Annotated in this window: 23 protein-coding genes; 12 read left to right on the forward strand and 11 right to left on the reverse strand. The window is 30.8% G+C overall.

Annotation, left to right across the window (positions count from 1 at the left end; genetic code table 11):
• Window positions 1-8 precede the first annotated feature (8 nt).
• On the reverse strand, window positions 9-566 hold the full coding sequence (locus ACTTAS_RS03435; RefSeq protein WP_440648713.1) for a histidine phosphatase family protein: 558 nt from the start codon (window positions 564-566) through the stop codon (window positions 9-11).
• Between the two features lie 2 nt (window positions 567-568).
• Between ACTTAS_RS03435 and ACTTAS_RS03440 the strand changes: the two genes are divergently transcribed.
• Window positions 569-1249 (forward strand): uracil-DNA glycosylase, encoded by a 681-nt coding sequence (locus ACTTAS_RS03440; protein WP_440652533.1) that lies wholly within the window; start codon window positions 569-571, stop codon window positions 1247-1249.
• Here ACTTAS_RS03440 and ACTTAS_RS03445 read toward each other — a convergent pair.
• Entirely contained in the window at window positions 1242-1658 is a 417-nt protein-coding gene (locus ACTTAS_RS03445) for a YbgC/FadM family acyl-CoA thioesterase (RefSeq protein ID WP_440648709.1), read from the reverse strand. The two genes, ACTTAS_RS03440 and ACTTAS_RS03445, sit on opposite strands and share 8 nt — an antisense overlap.
• 58 nt (window positions 1659-1716) lie before the next feature.
• On the opposite strand from ACTTAS_RS03445, the gene ACTTAS_RS03450 reads away from it, so the two are divergent.
• Window positions 1717-1857: a hypothetical protein gene (locus ACTTAS_RS03450; protein ID WP_440634055.1), complete on the forward strand. Its 141-nt coding sequence runs from the start codon at window positions 1717-1719 to the stop codon at window positions 1855-1857.
• Here the strand turns inward: ACTTAS_RS03450 and ACTTAS_RS03455 are convergent, their stop codons facing one another.
• Complete coding sequence (locus ACTTAS_RS03455) at window positions 1858-2508, reverse strand: DUF3047 domain-containing protein (RefSeq protein ID WP_440648705.1); 651 nt, start codon at window positions 2506-2508, stop codon at window positions 1858-1860.
• Window positions 2509-2583: 75 nt separating this feature from the next.
• Between ACTTAS_RS03455 and ACTTAS_RS03460 the strand changes: the two genes are divergently transcribed.
• On the forward strand, window positions 2584-2718 hold the full coding sequence (locus ACTTAS_RS03460) for a hypothetical protein (protein WP_440654328.1): 135 nt from the start codon (window positions 2584-2586) through the stop codon (window positions 2716-2718).
• Here ACTTAS_RS03460 and ACTTAS_RS03465 read toward each other — a convergent pair.
• From ACTTAS_RS03465 to ACTTAS_RS03485, 5 genes are all read right to left on the reverse strand, one after another.
• Window positions 2702-3706: an alcohol dehydrogenase catalytic domain-containing protein gene (locus ACTTAS_RS03465; RefSeq protein WP_440678336.1), complete on the reverse strand. Its 1005-nt coding sequence runs from the start codon at window positions 3704-3706 to the stop codon at window positions 2702-2704. The genes ACTTAS_RS03460 and ACTTAS_RS03465 overlap by 17 nt on opposite strands.
• A gap of 1 nt (window position 3707) precedes the next feature.
• A complete protein-coding gene (locus ACTTAS_RS03470) occupies window positions 3708-5165 on the reverse strand; it encodes a cytosine permease (protein WP_440648701.1) in 1458 nt (485 codons plus the stop codon).
• Window positions 5166-5191: 26 nt separating this feature from the next.
• Entirely contained in the window at window positions 5192-6526 is a 1335-nt protein-coding gene (locus ACTTAS_RS03475) for a TRAP transporter large permease (RefSeq protein ID WP_440634050.1), read from the reverse strand.
• Entirely contained in the window at window positions 6526-7140 is a 615-nt protein-coding gene (locus tag ACTTAS_RS03480; protein ID WP_440678337.1) for a TRAP transporter small permease subunit, read from the reverse strand. Before ACTTAS_RS03480 ends, ACTTAS_RS03475 begins: the two co-directional genes overlap by 1 nt.
• Before the next feature lie 70 nt (window positions 7141-7210).
• Window positions 7211-8305: a TRAP transporter substrate-binding protein gene (locus ACTTAS_RS03485; protein WP_262589327.1), complete on the reverse strand. Its 1095-nt coding sequence runs from the start codon at window positions 8303-8305 to the stop codon at window positions 7211-7213.
• Between the two features lie 140 nt (window positions 8306-8445).
• Here ACTTAS_RS03485 and ACTTAS_RS03490 point away from each other — a divergent pair, with 140 nt between their 5' ends.
• Genes ACTTAS_RS03490 through ACTTAS_RS03505 form a run of 4 tightly spaced genes read left to right on the forward strand, consistent with a single transcriptional unit; the run spans window position 8446 to window position 12180 of the window.
• Complete coding sequence (locus tag ACTTAS_RS03490; RefSeq protein WP_440651289.1) at window positions 8446-10041, forward strand: GMC family oxidoreductase; 1596 nt, start codon at window positions 8446-8448, stop codon at window positions 10039-10041.
• Window positions 10041-10634: a TerC family protein gene (locus ACTTAS_RS03495; RefSeq protein ID WP_075506621.1), complete on the forward strand. Its 594-nt coding sequence runs from the start codon at window positions 10041-10043 to the stop codon at window positions 10632-10634. Before ACTTAS_RS03490 ends, ACTTAS_RS03495 begins: the two co-directional genes overlap by 1 nt.
• Window positions 10634-11392: an SDR family NAD(P)-dependent oxidoreductase gene (locus tag ACTTAS_RS03500; RefSeq protein WP_440614478.1), complete on the forward strand. Its 759-nt coding sequence runs from the start codon at window positions 10634-10636 to the stop codon at window positions 11390-11392. Before ACTTAS_RS03495 ends, ACTTAS_RS03500 begins: the two co-directional genes overlap by 1 nt.
• Entirely contained in the window at window positions 11377-12180 is an 804-nt protein-coding gene (locus ACTTAS_RS03505; protein WP_440678338.1) for a M23 family metallopeptidase, read from the forward strand. Before ACTTAS_RS03500 ends, ACTTAS_RS03505 begins: the two co-directional genes overlap by 16 nt.
• On the opposite strand, the gene ACTTAS_RS03510 is transcribed toward ACTTAS_RS03505, so the two are convergent.
• A complete protein-coding gene (locus tag ACTTAS_RS03510; protein ID WP_440678339.1) occupies window positions 12177-12776 on the reverse strand; it encodes a LysE family translocator in 600 nt (199 codons plus the stop codon). The two genes, ACTTAS_RS03505 and ACTTAS_RS03510, sit on opposite strands and share 4 nt — an antisense overlap.
• Before the next feature lie 51 nt (window positions 12777-12827).
• Here ACTTAS_RS03510 and ACTTAS_RS03515 point away from each other — a divergent pair, with 51 nt between their 5' ends.
• From ACTTAS_RS03515 to ACTTAS_RS03525, 3 genes are read left to right on the forward strand one after another with little or no spacing between them, the layout of a single operon-like run.
• The gene (locus ACTTAS_RS03515; RefSeq protein WP_440678340.1) at window positions 12828-13688 is read left to right on the forward strand and encodes a DMT family transporter; all 861 of its coding nucleotides are present in this window, start codon (window positions 12828-12830) and stop codon (window positions 13686-13688) included.
• A 13-nt stretch (window positions 13689-13701) separates the two neighbouring features.
• Window positions 13702-14478, forward strand: coding sequence for a fumarylacetoacetate hydrolase (locus ACTTAS_RS03520; protein WP_440678341.1), 777 nt, complete (start codon window positions 13702-13704; stop codon window positions 14476-14478).
• Between the two features lie 58 nt (window positions 14479-14536).
• Window positions 14537-15418 carry a DMT family transporter gene (locus tag ACTTAS_RS03525; RefSeq protein ID WP_440678342.1) on the forward strand — a complete coding sequence of 294 codons (882 nt, stop codon included), beginning with the start codon at window positions 14537-14539 and terminating at the stop codon, window positions 15416-15418.
• Here the strand turns inward: ACTTAS_RS03525 and ACTTAS_RS03530 are convergent.
• Together ACTTAS_RS03530 and xsc are read right to left on the reverse strand one after the other, a co-directional pair.
• Window positions 15415-16719, reverse strand: coding sequence for an NAD(P)/FAD-dependent oxidoreductase (locus ACTTAS_RS03530; RefSeq protein WP_440678343.1), 1305 nt, complete (start codon window positions 16717-16719; stop codon window positions 15415-15417). The two genes, ACTTAS_RS03525 and ACTTAS_RS03530, sit on opposite strands and share 4 nt — an antisense overlap.
• A gap of 39 nt (window positions 16720-16758) precedes the next feature.
• A complete protein-coding gene (xsc, locus tag ACTTAS_RS03535) occupies window positions 16759-18543 on the reverse strand; it encodes a sulfoacetaldehyde acetyltransferase (RefSeq protein WP_075506615.1) in 1785 nt (594 codons plus the stop codon).
• Window positions 18544-18659: 116 nt separating this feature from the next.
• Here xsc and ACTTAS_RS03540 point away from each other — a divergent pair, with 116 nt between their 5' ends.
• Both ACTTAS_RS03540 and ACTTAS_RS03545 read left to right on the forward strand, forming a co-directional pair.
• Window positions 18660-18944, forward strand: coding sequence for a UxaA family hydrolase (locus ACTTAS_RS03540; RefSeq protein WP_440614486.1), 285 nt, complete (start codon window positions 18660-18662; stop codon window positions 18942-18944).
• A 4-nt stretch (window positions 18945-18948) separates the two neighbouring features.
• Complete coding sequence (locus tag ACTTAS_RS03545) at window positions 18949-20115, forward strand: UxaA family hydrolase (RefSeq protein ID WP_075506613.1); 1167 nt, start codon at window positions 18949-18951, stop codon at window positions 20113-20115.
• Window positions 20116-20119: the final 4 nt, after the last annotated feature.

Below are 20119 nucleotides of genomic sequence, written 5' to 3' on the forward strand. Positions count from 1 at the left end.
ATTCTAATTTAATATTCTATTTCTAAAGTATCAATTACTTTTAAATTTTTATCTGAAATAACAATCTCACCTGATGATGGTGCGTAGTTTAAAAGCTCAGATATTACCACGTAATGTGTTACAAAAATTATATTTTGTTTTTGATCCCACGTGTTTAAAAATTTATTAAAATCAATAACTTGTTGTTTTCTATTTTTAGCAAATTTTGCACTAAAAAATGAATTCAAAAAATTTTTTGTTTCATAATTTTTAAAGGCTATTTCTGCAGTTTCTTTGCATCTGCACCATTCACTAGAGTAAATTTTGTTTATTAAAATATCATTTTGTTTAAAAAAATTTCCAATTTTTTTTGATTGTACTCTTCCCTCGTCATTTAAGTTTCTTTGGGTTTCACAATTATTGACATCAAAATTAGATGGATCCCCTCCTCCCGGTGCATAAGCATGACGAATAAATATTAATTTACCACCTTTTTGAAGCTCACCAATCATAGCTTCATTTGAATCTGCTTTAATTGGAGAACTTAAAAATATAAATATAATTAAAAAAAATTTTAAAATTTTCATAGATGAATAATAAATTAAAACAACTTAATAAGAAAATTATTAAATGTAGAAAATGTCCTAGATTAATTAATTTTATTAAAAAAATATCTACTGTAAAACGAAAACAAAATATTAACGAAACCTATTGGGGTAAACCGGTTCCTGGATTTGGTAAGATAAATTCGAAATTATTAATTTTAGGTTTGGCACCAGCTGCACATGGGGGAACCAGAACAGGAAGACCTTTCACTGGAGACAAATCAAGCGATTTCTTGTTTTCTTGTTTAAAAAAAGCAAATATTTCTAATCTACCTTATTCAGAAAATTTAAATGATGGATTGAAATTAAAATCAACTTTTATAACCAATATACTGAAATGTGTTCCTCCTGGTGACAAACCAACAAATGAAGAATTATCAAATTGCTCAAATCATTTTCAAAATGAGATTGAAACTTTAAGCAAAATAAAAACAATTGTTGCTTTAGGTAAAGTTGCTTTTGATAATTGTGTTAAATATTACAAAAGTAAAAATAAATTAAATGGAAAGTATACTTTTAAGCACGGGAAATATTATGATTTATCAAATAAAATCAGATTGTACGCTTGTTATCATCCAAGTCCTCGAAATGTAAATACAAAATTAATATCTGAAAAAATGATAGTTAATTTTTTTAAAAAAATAAAAAGAGTAACAGCTATTTAGATTTTAAAATATAAGGCTCAAAGCTATTTAAAACTAACTCAGGAATTTTTGTAGGTTTTCCGATTGTATTTACAAATACTAAATGTATTTTTGCATCTACAATTAATAAATCATCTCTGTAAATTGATTGATCCATTACAAAAGAGGTTTTTGACAAAGAGGAAATAAAAGATTTTATTGTTAAATTATCTTCTAAGTACGCTGATTTTTTATATTCAATATTGCATGACTTAACGATTATTAAAGAATTAAACTCATCTTTAATTTTCAAATTACTTAAACCAATAGCTAATAATGCTTCTGTTCTAGCTCTTTCAAAGTATTTTAAATAATTTGCGTAATAAACTACTCCTCCAGAGTCGGTGTCTTCATAGTAAATTTTAACATTATGACTAAAAGTTTTATGCATTGTTCATTAATATCAAATAATGAGAAATTTTTATACAAACTAAGATATAATAACTACAATGAAAGTTTATATAATTTGGTTGATTGGAGTAATTTTATGGAACTTTGGTGTTCCTAATGCTACTCCAATAGAAGACGTCATTGTAGCAATCATACTGTCATTCCTGAGTATGGGTCTAAAAAAATATACTAAACTTTAATTAATTTGCTGAAAAATAAATATTCTGGAAATAGGCTATAGATTTCATTTTAGAATTATCCGTATCCGCCATAACCGCCAAGCCATCTAATTCATCTAAATCTAAATCGTGGAATTTCTTAAAATCCTCTTTTACATTTGATTTAACTGTTACCCATTCATTTAAATTAGTTTTTGTAGTTGACATTACATTATCTATAGATTTTTTTGTGTAAGGACTTGGTGAACTAACTCCAACATCTCTATTGCTTGAAAACACATAGTTAACTGCTCTGTTTGACAATGGTGTTGCACCTGTTTTTTTTACCGCAAAAACTCTAGCGGCAAAATCATGCCCTTTTTTAGTGTCTTCTTTAATTCCTGATAAATCTTTCTCAACTTTCCATGTAATATTTATAAAAGGTGTCTTATTTAGATCAATTTTAACTTCTTTGCCTAGACCAGATGCTGCATTATCGGCAACAGCCTTAAGGAAATTTCCATTTTCATTCTTACCAACAGTATAACTTGTCTCGTTCTTTGCTCCTCTTACTTTTCTGACAGTTAATTCTGAAAGTTCTGCTTCTGTAAACTCAAACACTATAACTTCATTTGCAACAACTGAGCTGATTGAAATCAAAAAAATTGAAATGAGTTTAAAAAATATTTTCATAATTTAAGTTCTTAATACATTATTTAGACAAGATTTAAACATGCAAAAATCAGAATTAATTTTTAAATAAATAATATGAAAACAATTTCAATTTTTTTACTTTTAATTTATTGGTCAATAATGATATCTGCACCAATTATGTCTAATGACCTCAAAATGGGTAGTTCTAGAGCTATAAAATTAAATTTTAATTCTAAGGTATCAGTATAATTTTAGGTGCAACACAGGTGCCATCATGAATTTGTTTAAAGGCATCACCGCCATTTTTTAAATCTCTAAATTCAATCCAATCTAGAGAACCTATCTCTTTGTTGGCTAATATTGCTAAAGTTTGCTCAAAATCCTTATTAGTATAACAATAAGTTCCTATTACGGTCACCTCTTGAAGTGTCATTTTTCTAAAATTAAAGGTTCCAGCTGGCTGAGTTAAGCCTATGTGAATAATTGAACCACCTGGCTTAACTACTTCAATAGCCTGTTGTCTTGAAATTTCTAAACCTACTGTATCAAATACAATATCAAACTTATTACTTTCTATTTCGTTATGGTCTGGTGCAACATATTTTGCATCTAAATATTTTGAACACTCATTCAATCTCAATTTATTAGGATCAGAAAGAATTATATTTTTACTATTTTTAATTTTAGATAAAATTAAACCACATAATAATCCTATTGCACCACCACCTTGGATCAAAATTTTACATTCAGATAAAGGTTTTTTTAAAGATTGTTCACCAATTAATACTGCATGCAAAGAAACTGCAGTTGGCTCTGCTACTGGCGCTTCATTTTTATCTAATCCATCTGGGATTTCATAAATATTTGTGTCTGGTGTTGAGACAAATTCTGCAAAAACCCCTTGTCTTTCAATTGGTTTATTCATGCCTAAAATAATTCTATGAGGACAAAGATGTTCTCTTCCACTTGTGCAGTATTCACATTTACCACAAGTTATCAGAGGATTTAAAACAACGTCTTTACCTTTAAATTTACCATTTTGGACTTCACCACTAACTTCATGGCCTAATATTAAAGGAGGAATTCTTCTCTCATCATGTCCATGATACGCGTGCATATCAGAACCACATATTCCTGAAGCATGGATTTTTAAAATACTTTCTCCCGAAACTTCAATTGGATTAGGTTCGTCTCTGTAAACTAATTCTTGTGTTCCAGTATATACTAAAGCTTTCATATTATTTTTTTGCCAACAAGTAATACGTTATCCAGCCTACAAATGCACCAATTAACCACGCATAAGACTGTAAAAACATTAAATTTGTGTTCCAAATTGTTGATGCTGAAAAAATAAAACCTAGAAATACTGAGTAAACACCTTTGATATGCCACCCTCTTGAATAATAGTAACTACTTTCTTTTTCTACTGAATACAAATCTTTGTTACTCAAGCTTTGTTTATTGATCAGGTAATAGTCAGCAACTATTACTCCAAATAACGGACCAAAAAATGCACCAAATGTATCTATAAAAGATAAAATGCCAATTTGACTCAAAATTGTAAGCCAAAAAATAGCCACCAACAAACCGAGGAAAGAAATTATATAGCTTGCACTCCTTAAAGATAATTTATTTGGAACAAAATTTATTAGTGAATATTGAGATGGAATATAATTGGCTACTAAATTCGTGGATGCTGAAGCAATTACGACAAAAAATAGTACCAATGTAGTTATTTGAATATTGTCATATTTGCCAATTATATCAGTGGGATTTGTAAAAATTCTGTCTATGTCTGAAAATTTTTGATTTAAAAGTGCATCTGATCCGGCAACAATAAATATAGAGAAAAAAGAGAAAATAATTAAATTAATAAGCAAACTTAAATTCCCTTTACCCAACTCTTTAGTATTTTTAACATTCCTAGAAATGTCCCCAAAACTAATTATTAATATTGAAAAATAAGCAAAGACAGTTCCTGCTACAGTTAAAAGTGGTAATAAATTATTAATATCAAAAAAGTTTTTGGTATTAATAATATTTACAAATGCTTTTGATGTTAATTTGACATCACTTAAGAAAACAAGAAAGAAAAAAACAACAATTCCTACATAAACACTGATTGCTGAAAAATTTATTATTTTTTTATTATATTGAGCACCAATACTAAACAAAAATGTTTGAAAAATAATTACAATTAAAATTGATGACCAATCTATAATATTTAAACCAAAAAAATAAAAAATAAATATATCTTGTACTAACAATGACTCATCGATAGTGAAAAGTAATATTCTAATAAGATAAGTTAAAATTTTTGATAAAAAATAAGTTTGAATTCCAAATAAGAAAATTCCAACCAAGCTTCTGATTAATCCAAAAAATTTCGCTCCATTAAATCCTAAAGAAGATCTCAACAAAACTACAAAAGGTAATCCAAATTTTTGTGAAGGTTTTCCAATAAAATTAGCAAATAAATAAACAAAAAATGAACCTAATAAAGTTCCTATTAAAACCACAAAGGTGTTTAAATTGTACATTATATAAAGCGAGGCAATTAGAGAAAAACCAATTACACTTTGTACATTAACTCCCCAGTAACAAAACAGGTCTTTCCAATCCCAAGTTTTATAATTTGGATTTACCGAAACTAAATCCCAATTTGATAGGGAGTATTTAACTTTAGGTTGATTCACTAGAAATTATTTTAAACTAATAATTTCTACTGTCCATATAGGAGAGTTGGTAACCAAAGTGCAATTTTAGGAAATATTATAATTAAAACCAAACCAATTATTTGAAGCACCATAAATTGCATCATTCCATAATAAATATCTTTTAAATCCCATTCAGGCACTACCCCTTTTAAGAAATACGCAGACAATGCCACTGGAGGAGATAGCCAGGCGGTCTGGAGATTGACGGCAACTAATATTGCAAACCAAGTAAGATTAAAGCCAAGAGCTTCAATTAATGGTAAAATAATTGGCACAATAATCATTACGATTGGTACCCACTCTAAAGGCCAACCCAATAAAAATATTGCCACCATTACAATCGCTAATATTAAATATTTGTTCATGTCTAAACCTAACAAGAATTCAGTTAATAAAGTTGGAGTACCTAGTCTTGCAAAAACAGCACCAAAAAAGTTTGATGCAGCAACTAAAACCATAATTAAAGCTGTTATCTCTAAAGTTTTAACAAGAGCTTCTTGAAGTTTTGAAAAGGTTAATTTTTTGTATGCTAAAGAAAGTAATAAAGCTCCCATTGCACCACAACCAGCTGCTTCTGTTGGAGTTGCAAAACCAAAAAGTATACTTCCTAATGCTGCAAACACTAACGCTGCTGGAGGAACTAAACCTAAGAAGAATTCAATCCAAACTTCTTTCATACTAGCGGCTCTCATCTCTTCAGGAATTACAGGTCCCAATTTAGGATTTATCATACATCTTATTGTTGTGTATCCAGCGTATAAACTTGCTAAAAGAATTCCTGGAATTATAGCAGCCGCAAATAAATCAATAACTGGAATTTCCATAATTGGGCCCATAACAACAAGCATGATACTTGGAGGTATTAAAATTCCTAAAGTACCACCAGCTGTTATCGTACCTGCAGCAAGCCTGACGTCATAGCCAGATCTATTCATTGATTTTGCAGCCATGATACCGAGTATGGTTACTGAAGCACCAACAATTCCTGTTGCTGCAGCAAAAATAACTGAAACAAAAAGGACAGCGTAATATAATGCACCTCTAACTCTTGCTAGCATCATTTGAAATGATGAGAATAATCTTTCCATTAAACCTGCCTGTTCCATCATAATACCCATAAAGACAAAGAGCGGGACGGCGGCGAGGGTTTGTTCGGTCATGACCATCGAAAACTGGAGGGTCATTAAATAAAAGACCAATTTTCCAAACCCTAAATATCCAAATACGAAACCTAAAAATATAAGTGTAAATGAAATAGGAAATCCTACGAAAATCGCAAAAAGCATTACTCCTACCAGAATAAAACCTAAATATGCTGGATCTATAAATTCAGCTAACATTATTCATCTTCTCCTGGCCATTTTCCTCTAGTAGCAGCCCAATAACTTTTTAATATTTCTGAAATACCTTGGATTAATAAAAATACGATACCAATCAATAAACAACTCTTAATTGGCCACATATAAGGCATCCATGTAGTATCCATTCCTCTTTCGCCTCTTTGAATAGACTCACCTACATAACCAATTGTCATATAAAGAAAGACTATTAGTCCTGGAAAATAAAATAAAATATATAACCAAAAATCAATCGTCCCTTGGTTTTTTGTTTTGAAATTTCTGTATAAAAAATCTGCTCTTATATGAACACCTTTTGAAAGTGCGTAACCTGCACCTAACATGAATAGTGCGCCATACAAAAATCTACTTATGTCATAAGCCCAAATTGTAGGTGCATGAAAAAGTTTTCTTGCCAAAACTTCGTAAGTCATAGCAAAGATAAGTGGCATCAGTATCCAACAAACAACGTTACCTATCCATTTGCTAAATTTATCAATATTTACAATAGAACTTGCCATCCATGATGGCATATCATTTGGCATCTTCCCTGAACCACCTCGCCTTTCGGCTATCATTTCATCTGATATATCTAGTTTAGTTGGTTCTTCAGCCATAAAAATTTTTTAGAAAAATTAGAGCGGACAATTAAGTCCGCTCTAATTGAATTATAGATTAATTATTGGATTACTTTAATGTTGCTGCGTGAGCCATTCCTAGCTTCGCATTAGACATTTGAGCACCACTCCAGAAAGGAACTGCTATATCAGCAAATTCTTTCATAGAGTCCCATACTTCTGCAAAGAATGCATTGTTTGCAGCGTTTGTTTCCAAACTTTTCTTAGCTGCAGCCATGTATTCTGTGAAGTAATCAGAAGGTGTGTCCTCTAATTTAACTCCATGAACTTCAGTAAGCTCTCTTAAAGCTTTACCATTTTCATAGATTCTGTAACTTAAAGATTTAGCTAATGAAGCATTAGCTGCAACTTCAAGAGACTTCTTCTCATGATCGCTCATAGCGTTGTAAGTTTTTCCAGTAATATAAAAGTCAGCATTTACGACTACTTGGTGTAGACCTTGTAGGTAGTAGTGCTTTAATACTTTTTGGAAACCAAACGTTAAGTCTGGTTTTGGACAACACCATTCAGCAGCATCAATTGTTCCTGCTTCTAAAGCTGGTAGAATATCTCCACCACCCATAGCTACAGATGCGATACCGATGTCTTTATATGTTTGTCCTGGAATTCCTGGAGGAGTTCTGAACTTATATTTTCTAAAGTCAGCCATATCTTTAATTGGTTTTGGAAACCAACCTAAAGCTTCTGGTCCAACTGGTTGAATCATAAATCCTTTGATGTCTCTTCCCATTTCTTTCCATAGTCTGTCGTATAACTCTTTTCCACCGCCATACTGGAACCATGATAAGAATGCAATGTTGTCAATACCAACACCACCACCAGCTACTGGAGAACCGAATAGCATAGCTGCAGGATGGTCACCTGACCAATAGTGAGTCCATGCGAAACCACAATCGATTAGGCCTTTGTCAACTGCATCTAAAGTTTCTTTTACACCAACAACAGCTCCAGCTGGCATAATTTCAAACTTAAGAGATCCACCAGTTAACGCTGTTACTGTGTCAGTAAAATCCTTTAACATCTTAACTTCATCAGCTTTTGTGTTAAGAACTGTCTGACATTTTAGTGTTTTTGCAGCATTAGCGTTTGAAATAAATCCAAACACCATTGCAACTGCAAATAACATTGAAATGATTTTTTTCATTTGTTTCCCTCTCTTTATTTTTAAAGTCGAAACTTTGTCAAAGAATGAAAACTAAAACAAGTGTTAATATTGGTATATTTTAAAATTTTTAACAGATTTGTTAGAAATATAATTTTTTTAATTTATAAGAGTTCTAATTTATGAATAATTTTGATTTCATTATACTAGGAGCTGGATCTGCAGGCTGTGTTTTAGCAAATAGGCTATCAGAAAATCCTTCACACAAAGTTCTTTTGATTGAGGCTGGAGGTAAAGATAATTATCCATGGATCCATATTCCAGTTGGTTATTTTAAAACGATGCACAATCCTAATACTGACTGGTGCTACAAGACAGAACCAGATGAAAGCATGAATAATATTTCAATACGTTATCCCCGTGGAAAAACTTTAGGAGGAAGCTCTTCTATCAATGGACTTTTATATATCCGAGGACAACACAGAGATTATGATATTTGGAGACAGCTTGGAAATACAGGCTGGGGTTGGGATGATGTTCTGCCCTATTTTATAAAAGCAGAAAATCAAGAAAGAGGCAAAAGTGAATACCATGGAGTTGGTGGACCTCTCTCTGTCTCAGATCAAAGAATACATCTTCCTCTATTAGATGAGTTTCAGAACGCTGCTGAAGAATTTGGTGTACCAAAAACAAAAGATTTTAATACAGGAGACAATCATGGCTGTGGTTATTTTCAAGTAACAGAAAAAGATGGATTTAGATGCAGTACTGCTGTTGGTTATCTAAACCCTGTTAAGCATAGAAAAAATTTAACAATTATTACTCACGCTCATGTTAAAAAAATTAACTTTGAAAATAAAAAGGCAAAATCAGTTGAGTATTGGCAAGATAATGAATTGAAAACAGCTGAAGCAAATAGAGAAGTTATAGTTTCTTCTGGTGCAATAGGCTCTCCTCAAATATTGCAAGTGTCAGGAATTGGAAATCCAGAAAAACTAAAAAATTTAGGAATTGATATGGTTCATAATTTAAATGGTGTAGGTGAAAATCTACACGATCACTTAATGTTAAGACCTATTTATAAAATTAACGGTTTAAAATCTCTTAACAAAAAAATTAATAGCTTGTTTGGAAATTTGCTTATCGGATTAGAGTATGTTTTTAAAAGAAGTGGTCCAATGACTATGGGAGCAAGTCAGCTTTGTATGTTTGCAAAAAGTGACCCTTCTTTAGAATTACCAGATTTACAATGGCACGTTCAGCCAATGAGTATGGATACTTTGGGAGCTACAAAAAATCATGATTTTCACGCGTTTACTCCAACTGTTTCAAATATAAGACCTACAAGTAGAGGTCACGTAAGTATTGTTGATAAAGACTCGCGTGTTTACGCAAAAATAAAACAAAACTACCTATCAACTGATCACGATAGAATGATTGCTGCTAAAGGATTAAAATTGACAAGAAAAATTATAATGGAATCTGAAACTTTTAAGAAATATACACCTGAGGAATATAGACCTGGTATTCATATTGATGATGACGAGGAATTGGTGAAAGAAGCATCAAATTTTGCACAAACCATCTTTCATCCTGTTGGTACATGTAAGATGGGACAAGATGAGATGTCAGTAGTTGATGAAAAATTAAAAGTAAGAGGAATAGAAAATCTTAGAGTTATTGATGCATCAATAATGCCTAACATTACTTCAGGAAATACTAATGCACCTACGATTATGATTGCAGAAAAAGGTGCTGACATGATACTACAACAATAATGTTTGCAGAATTTTTTACTCCCGAACAAATTGCTATTTTAACACAAATAATTTTTATTGATTTAGTGTTAGCTGGTGACAATGCCATTATAATTGGAATGGTAGCCTCAAAATTTCCAGTTGAACAAAGGAAGAAAGTTATATTTTGGGGAATTGGTGGTGCAGTAATATTACGGATAATATTAACGTTACTAACAGCTTATTTGTTACAAATTACAGGACTAAGGCTTATTGGGGGAATTTTACTCCTTTATATTGTTTACAAACTTTATGTTGATGTAATCAAAGGCTCAGATTCAGAGGAAGATATAAAAGTAGACAACTCAAGTTTTTTAAAAGCAATTTGGACTGTTTTACTTGCTGATTTTACAATGAGTTTAGATAATGTTTTAGGTGTTGCTGGTGCTGCAGGTGATCATTATGGATTACTTGTATTTGGATTGGTTCTATCGATTGTTTTAATGGCAACTGCTGCAACATTAATTTCTGGATGGATAAAAAAATACAAATGGATTGCATGGGTTGGTTTATTAGCAATATTAATAGTAGCTGTTGAGTTGATTTATACAGATATTAAAATAATATTCTTTTAATGTATCTTCAAAAAATTAATCTTAAAAATAAGTACGCACTAGTTACTGGTGCTGGTAAAGGACTTGGGAGAGCTTGCTCTATTGCACTCGCAGAAGCTGGGGCAACTGTAATAGCTTTAAGCAGAACTCCATCTGATTTAAATAAATTAGAAAAAGATATTAAAAAAATTAAAGGTAAAGTAATTAAAGTTCCTTGTGATGTAATGAATTATGAAGATCTAAAAGCAAAATTAGAAAAAATCAAAATTATTGATGTGTTAGTAAACAATGCTGGAACTAATATTCCTGAACCTTTTGAAAAAATTAAACAAAAAAGTATGAACTACTTGGTAGATTTAAATCTAAAAGCTGCATTTAATGTTGCGCAATTAGTAGTTAAAAAAATGCTTAAAAATAAAAAGAGACCCGGCTCTATTATCAATATGTCTTCTCAATTAGGTCATGTTGGTATGGGTGGGAGAAATGTTTACAATATGACTAAATTTGGGATTGAAGGTTTGACAAAAGGTATGGGAGTAGAGTTAGCTAAAAGAAATATAAGAGTTAACACAGTAGCTCCTACGTTTGTTGAAACTCCAATGGTTAAAAATTTCTTTAAAAATAAAAAATTTAAAAAACTAGCACTTGGAAATATTCCAATGGGAAAAGCAGCAACTGAAAGTGATGTAGCGACAACAGTTTGTTTCTTAGCCTCACCTGCTTCCTCAATGATAACTGGAACATCAATTATAATAGATGGTGGATGGACAGCTCAGTAATAAATAGATTTTTTTTAATATTTTTCTTATTTTTTTCAACTGCAAACGCGATAGAATTTCAAGGTAAATTCTTACAAGGTCATTTTATCTTAGGAAAAACAAATCCTGGTGCTAAGATAATTGTTGGAAAAAAAGAAGTAAGAGTATCAAATGATGGTTTTTTTGTTTTTGGTATTGATAGAGATCAAAAATATGATCTTACTTTTACAAAAATCTTTAATGGAAAGAAATCTACAATAACTAAAAAAGTTTTAAAAAGAAAATACAACATTCAAAGAATAGATGGCTTAGAAGAAAGCAAAGTAACCCCACCCGAGTCAGTTTATAAAAGAATTAAAAAAGAAAATAATGCAATTGGTGAAGCAAGAGCAATTAATTCTGAATTACAGTTTTTTAAGCAAAAATTTATAATGCCTGTTGAAGGAATAATTAGTGGTGTTTATGGGAGTCAAAGAATTTTAAACGGTAAACCTAGATGGCCACATTACGGAATTGATATAGCTGCAAAACAAGGCACTATGATTAAATCATCAGGCTCAGGTAAAGTTACAATGGCTGAAGATGATTTATATTATACCGGGGGTACAGTCATTATGGATCATGGTCATGGTATATCAACAATTTATTCACATTTAGAAAACGTTTTAGTTTCTGTTGGAGATTTAATTAATCAAGGAGATATTATTGGAACCGTCGGATCGACAGGTAGATCAACTGGACCTCATCTTGATTTTAGAATTAATTGGTTTCAAACTAGATTGGACCCAATGTCTGTTTTGGAAAATTAATAAAAAAACATCCAAATACCAACAAGAATTAATATAAATCCGCCAATTTTATTTAAAACTTTTAAATATTTTGATGCTATGAATTCTCTAAACTTGCCAAATACAAATGCATATGAGCTATCAAATATTGTAGCTACTATTATAAAGATAATTCCAAAATAAATTATCTGATAACTAACAGGTTCATTTATATTAATAAATTGAGGAATAAATGCACCCAGAAACAAAAAGATTTTTGGATTAGTTAAAATCACTATTAACCCTTGGAGAAAATATTTTTTTTCAAATTTAGTTATTTGAGTTTTTTTTAAATCAATATCTGACTTAATTGCAATTACTCCAAGTGAAATTAAATAAATTGAACCTAGAATTCTTACATAATTAATAATCACTTCTAGAAAAGGAGAAACTATCTCAAATCCAAGTGCTAATAAAAATAACAAAATTAAAACACCAACTTGAGTACCAAAAACATTTAATAATCCTGCTTTTACACCAGATCTTAAAGAATTAGCAATTATCAGACTAACAGTGGGGCCAGGCACTATCACTATTAAAAAACTTGCTATAACAAAATATAGTAATACAAAATCCATGACAGTCTGAATTAATCAATAACAACTTGAGATAAAATTAAAACAAAAAAAATGAAATTTAAATCAAGAGAAACACTGGGAATTATTTTTGCAATAATTGCTTACTTTTCATTTTCAATCCTTGATGCAATTCAGAAAACTGCAGTTATTCATTACTCTATATTTCAATTATTATTTATCAAATATACTTTTGTGCTTTTGTTGGGCTTGATAGAAGCAAAAAGAGCTAACAATAATAATTTTTATAGATCTAATAATTTAAAACTTCAAATTATAAGAAGTCTATTATCTATTTTAGAATCTGGTTTTTTTGTTTTATCTTTTAAACACCTGTCTTTAGCGAACGCTCATAGCATAGGTGCACTAGCACCTATAATTATAGTTGCCTTATCTGTATTTATTTTAAATGAGAGAGTATCAATCAAAACTTGGATAGCAATCTTTATAGGTTTTATTGGAGTTTTGATAATTATTAGACCAGCGTCTGATGTATTTAGTGTAAATTCTTTTATTCCGTTGCTAGCAGCTTTTTTTCTGGGTCTTTATCAAATCGCAACAAAAAAAATAACTGAATATGATGCTCCTGAAGTATCCTTGTTCTACTCTTCTTTAGTAGGGATTGTTATAACCTCAATAATGGCATTTAATTTTTGGCAACCTGTAAATCTTAATTCTTTATATTTCTTTGTGCCAATTGGTTTATTTTTTTCATTAGGTATATACTTCCAAATATTAGCACTTAAAAATGCAAGAGCTAGCATAATACAACCATTTCATTATACTTTAATTTTTTGGGCAATAATTTTTGGATTTTTCTTCTATGATGATGTTCCAGATTTATTTACTATTATAGGCGCAATAATAATTACAACTTCAGGAATATTTGTTATTAATCAAACATCAAAAAAATAAATTAAAAATTCTTATGACAAAAACACTTAAAGATAAAATTTCAGATAAATTAGTTAATGCTTTTCTTAATAATAAAATTATCTCTCCTATACCTAGTAGATTTACAAAAAAACTTACTGAGGCAGACAAATTTAGAAAATTATGTGAAAGCAAAATAAAAGATCCAACAATAGGTTTTAAAGCTGGTGGAACTGGCATTCCGTTAATGAAAAAATTAAAAGAAAAAGAGCCTTTTATTGCATCTGTTTTCAAAAAAAACTTAATAAAAAGTGGAAAAAAAGTCAAAATAAATAAATATGCTTTAGGGATTGAACTTGAAGTTTGTTATTTAATCAAAAAAACTTTTTTTACTTCAAAAGGTAAGATCACAAATAGTAACGTAACTAAATATATTTCACACATGGCACCATGTATCGAAGTAGTTGGATATAGGCAAAAAAGAAAAGGTATTACTTCTTTTGGAGATTTAAGTAGTGACTTTGGAGGTAATATTAAATTTTTGATTGGTCAAAAGAAAAAATTTAAAAAAATTAACATAGATAATTTAAAAACAAATATTTCAAATAAAAAAGCTAAGCAAAGTGTAGATGGAAACACAAATGCTGTTTATGTAAATCCAATAAATTCATTAAGATTTGTTTTAAATAAAGTTAAAAAAGATAAAATTAATTTAGACAAAGATTTTTATGTTTTTACAGGATCCACAGTTGGGGTTGTGCCTATTATAAAAAAAGGAACATATACAGCAAAAATTGATAAACTTGGATCTGTAAGAGCAGTTATTTCATAATATTATAATCATAAGGATAATTTTATTCATAGAATACGTGTGTAAAAATTAGCTAATCATGAATAATATTATTCTTTTTATAATCACTCTTTTTTGTTGGTCACCCACTTGGTATCTAATTAAATTTCAATTAGGCTATGTTGATCCACTGGTATCTGTATTTTATAGATTTTTAATAGCTTCATTTATAATTTTTATTTTTTTAATAATTAAAAAAGAAAAATTAAAATTTTCAATTAATCAGCATTTTTGGTTTTTGTTTTTTGGAATTTGCTTGTATTCGGTAAATTATGTTTTCTTCTATTTGTCTAACACTTATTTAGTTAGTGCTTTTCCAGCAATTGTATTTTCAACTGTGGTAATAATGAATATAGTTGGTGAATCCTTCTATTTCAAAAAGAAGCCTTCTATAAAAACTTTAATTGGAGCATCAATTGGTATGGTAGGTATAGTGATCATTTTTAATGATGAAATTTTCAATTTTAGTTTTAGCGAAGGAACTCATATAGGATTGTTTCTAGCTCTAGTTGGAACATTTTGTGCATCAACAGGTAATATGGTTCATCAAAGAAACTTAAACAATAATTTTCCTCCAATACAAACAATAGCATACGCTATGTTTTATGGTTCAATTGTTACATTGGTAATTGCAAAATTTCGAGGAGCTGAATTATTATTTGAAAATAGTTTTAGCTACATCTCTTCACTGCTTTATCTCTCAATTTTTGGTTCAATATTTGCTTTTGTATCTTATTTAAAGTTACTTGAAAAAGTTGGACCTGGAAGAGCTGGTTATGTTGGTGTTGTAATGCCAGTATTAGCATTAATTATTTCAACAATATTTGAAAATTTAGAATGGCAATATGATCTAATAATGGGTCTTCCAATTTTAATTATTGGTGCTGTTCTTGTGATAAATCAAAAAATTAGAGCCAATTAGATTTCTGATTTGGCTCTCAAACGTTCATAAACCAATCTAGTTTTTATTCCTATATTCAAAAATGGTTGAGGTGGTAACCAGGTAGGTTTGTTTCTTGATTCAATTGTTTTTATTTCATTTGTACTTTCATTAATTGCTTTAAGAGCAATTTGTTCACCGAATAAAGTTCCTACACCGATACCTGAACCGTTATAACAACCAGCTGCAAAAATATTACTATCAATTTTCTCAAATATTTGAGAACTATTCCTTGTTCTTGAAACAATGCCAGACCAAGATGATTTAATTATATCATTAGGTAATTGTGGAAATCTTTTTTGTATTCCAAGTTTCTGATTGAAAGATCTTTTTTTAAGAGTGTAATTTGACATACTAAATGGATTGTGTACCTCTGCTGTATTTCTTATCAAAATTCTTCTATCTTTTGTCATTCTAATTGTTGCACCCATTGGCCTTACTGGTAATACACCCCATTCTTTTGGTTCACCGATTGATTTAAATTCTTCATCAGATAATCTTCTTGTCATGCTCGCAGTTAAAGTAATGGGAAAGTTATAATTTGATTTTATCCCTAGTGATTTTAAGAAACCATTCGTAGCAAAAATAATATTTTTTGATTTAATTTTTCCATTTTTGAAATTACAAAAAATGAAATCTTTATTTTTAGTCCAATTTAATAAACAAGAATTTTCATACAAAAAAACATTAGTAGGAAGAACATCAACCATTGCTCTAACTAATTTTCCTGGATGTATTAAAATACCACCCTTTGTGTAAAGTCCGATATTATAAAAACTAGTACCTAATTTTTCAGACAATTCTTTGTTTCCTAATAAACTGTGTTCAAAGCCTAACTTAGATAATGTATTTGAAAAATTTTCTAAAATTTTTTTATCTTCAATTTTTGATGAAGCAAAATATTTACCACATTCATTCCAATCACAATCTACTTGATGTTCTTTAATAAATTTTTTTACTACATCTATTCCTAATGAATAAATATCAGCTTTCTTTTTGTAATTTTGCAGTTCTTTATTTGATGTAAAACCATCGTTCAAAGTTGTATCAACCAAATAACCAGAATTTCTTCCACTAGCACCCTCGCCTGCTAGTTGAGCATCTGCTAGTATAATTTTTAAATTTGAATTTATTTGAGCTAATTTTCTTGCAGCAGACAGACCTGTGTAACCAGCACCAATTATTAACCAATCACACTCATCGTTTGATAGAAGAGACTTGATGTTTGTTCTTGGATTAAGGTCATTAATCCAACTACAGCTATTATCGTTAGTCACTTCCATGAAGTGACTTTACGATAATTGACAAATTTTTAAAAGATATTAAGAGTTTAATGAAGGTTGTTTCTTCATATCTGCTTTGTTGATACCAGCAACTCTTACCGGTTTCTTCATTGCATCTCTTCTAAATGGTTCTCCAAGCTCTTGGTTTAGAATTACTTCTATAAATGTTGTAATTCCTTTCTTTTGATCTTCACAAGATTGCTTGATTGCATTTGTTGTTTCTTCCATTGTTCTAACAGTTACACCTTTTAAACCACATGCATCAGCGACTTTAGCATAACTTAATTCAGGGTCTAACTCAGTTCCAACAAAATTATTATCAAACCATAGAGTAGTATTTCTTTTCTCTGCACCCCATTGATAATTTCTAAAAATTACCATTGTTATTGCGGGCCATTCTTCCCTTGCACATGAGCTCATTTCGTTCATACTAATTCCAAAAGCTCCATCACCAGCAAAACCAATTACCGGAGTATCAGGACAACCAATTTTTGCGCCTAATATTGATGGAAATCCATATCCACAAGGTCCAAATAAACCTGGAGCTAAATATTTTCTTGGTTTTTCAAAAGTAGGATAAGCATTTCCTATTGCACAGTTATTTCCAATATCACTTGAAATAATTACGTCATCAGGCATACCAGATTGAATTGCTCTCCAAGCTTGTCTTGGTGACATTCTATCTGAATCTCTTTCTCTAGCTTCTTTATTCCAAACTGTTCCTTCATCATCATCTTCATGATCTAAACTTGAAAGTTTTTGTAACCATGCAGATTTTGTTTGGTGAATTAAATCTTTTCTAGCTTGCCTATCAGTATCTCCTGCGTTCGAAGATAGTTTTGCTAAAATTTGCTCAGCAACTAATTTTGCATCACCACTAATTCCAACTGTTACTTTTTTAGTTAAACCAATTCTATCAGGATTAATATCTACCTGAATGATGTTTGCATTTTTTGGCCAATAATCAATTCCATATCCTGGTAAAGTTGAAAATGGATTTAATCTTGTACCTAGCGCTAAAACAACATCGGCTTTTGAAATTAATTCCATTGCAGCTTTAGAACCATTATAACCTAAAGGTCCTACTGCTAGTGGGTGACTTCCTGGAAAACTATCGTTATGTTGATAACCAGAACATACTGGTGCATCTAATTTTTCAGCAAGATTTTTAGTAGCATCAATAGCTCCACCAATAACAACACCAGCACCTGAAAGTATTACTGGAAATTTTGCATTAGATAACAAATCAGCAGCTTTAGAAACAGCGTCGTTACCTCCACCTTGTCTTTCTAATCTTACAATTGGTGGTAAATCAATATCAATAACCTGGCACCAATAATCTCTTGGAACGTTTATTTGTGCAGGGGCTGAGCCTCTTATAGCTTTTTCAATTACTCTGTTTAGAACTTCTGCCATTCTTGAGGGATCTCTAACTTCTTCTTGATAACAAACCATATCTTTAAAGAGATTCATTTGTTCTACTTCTTGAAAACCTCCTTGACCCATAGTTTTGTTTGCAGCTTGTGGTGTTACTAATAATAGAGGTGTGTGATTCCAATATGCAGTTTTAATTGGAGTTACTAATCCTGTTATTCCTGGTCCGTTTTGTGCAATGACCATAGACATTTTACCTGTAGCTCTTGTGTAACCATCAGCAATTAAACCACCATTTGTTTCATGGGCTACATCCCAAAAAGTAATTCCTGCATCAGGAAAAATATCTGATATTGGCATAAAAGCAGAACCAATAATTCCAAAAGCGTGCTCGATACCATGCATTTGTAAAACTTTTACAAAAGCTTCTTCTGTTGTCATTTTTGTCATAAGACTAGAACCCCTCTAAAGTATAATTATTAAGAATTTATAAAATTCGTTTGTCAATTTTCGCGATTAATATATAAGATTTCCTAAATTTCAAACAAACAATTCGACACAACATTATGGCTACAGACATCATTATACACGACGAAAAAGACAACGTAGGGGTAGTTGTTATTGAAAAAATCACTCCAAAACAGGACTGCTCTTGCTGGATTATGGAAAATGACAAGACAGTTAACATTCAATCTGAAGATGAAATCCCTCTAGGACACAAAATTGCAATGAACGATTTAAATGAAGGTGACACTATTATTAAATACGGTCATGATATTGGTAAAGTAGTCAAATCAATCAAAAAAGGTGAACACGTACATGTTCACAACGTTAAAACAAAGAAGTGGTAGTAATATGGAAATCCCAAAAAGTTTTTTAGGTTATAAAAGAGAAAATGGCAGAGCTGGAACAAGAAATCATGTAATCATTTTGCCTGTTGATGATATTTCAAATGCTTGTGCAGAAGCTGTCGCAAACAATATTAAAGGCACAATTGCGTTACCTCACTCGTATGGAAGATTACAGTTTGGTGCTGATTTAGAGTTACATTTTAGAACAATGATAGGTACAGCAAAAAACCCGAATGTTGCTGCTGCTATAATTATTGGCATTGAGCCTAAATGGACTAAAAGAATTGTTGATGAAGTAGCAAAAACTGGAAAACCTGTTGAAGGTTTTAGTATTGAGGGTGCTGGTGACATTGAAACAATCATGAAAGCTTCAAAAAAAGCTCAAGAATTTTCAATGTGGGCCTCTGAAAAACAAAGAGAAGAGTGTCCAATAAGTGATCTTTGGATTTCAGTAAAATGCGGAGAGTCTGACACTACCTCAGGTCTTGCATCTAATCCAACAGTTGGAAATTTAATGGATAAATTAGAGCCATTAGGAGTTCATTTATGTTTTGGTGAAACTTCAGAACTTACAGGTGCTGAAACTGTTTGTGAAAAAAGAGGTAAAACTCCAGAAGCACAAGAAAAGTTTAAAAAAACATGGAATGAATACAATGATTTCATTTTAAAAGAAGCAACAGATGATTTATCAGAAAGTCAACCCACTGCTGGAAATATTGCTGGAGGACTGACTACAATTGAAGAAAAAGCATTTGGTAATTTCCAAAAAATAGGATCAAGACAATTTGTAGATGTTTTAACACCTGCTGAAGAACCACAAAAAGGTCCAGGGTTATATTTTATGGATACTTCTTCAGCTGCAGCAGAATGTGTTACTTTGCAAGCCGCTGGTGGTTTTAATATTCACTTATTCCCAACAGGACAAGGAAATATTATTGGAAACCCAATTGAACCAGTTGTAAAATTAACAGCCAATCCATTAACAGCAGTCAGCATGAAAGAACATATCGACTGCGATGTTTCTAAAATACTTTCTAGAGAAATGAATTTGGATCAAGCTGGTGATGAGCTAATTAAAGCAACTATTAGAACAGCTAATGGAAGGTTAACTTGTGCTGAAGCTTTAGGTCATAGAGAATTTGTAATGACTAAGCTTTACAGAAGTGCTTAATTAA

The sequence above is a fragment of the Candidatus Pelagibacter sp. HIMB1611 genome, assembly GCF_052047715.1.
Lineage (GTDB): Bacteria > Pseudomonadota > Alphaproteobacteria > Pelagibacterales > Pelagibacteraceae > Pelagibacter.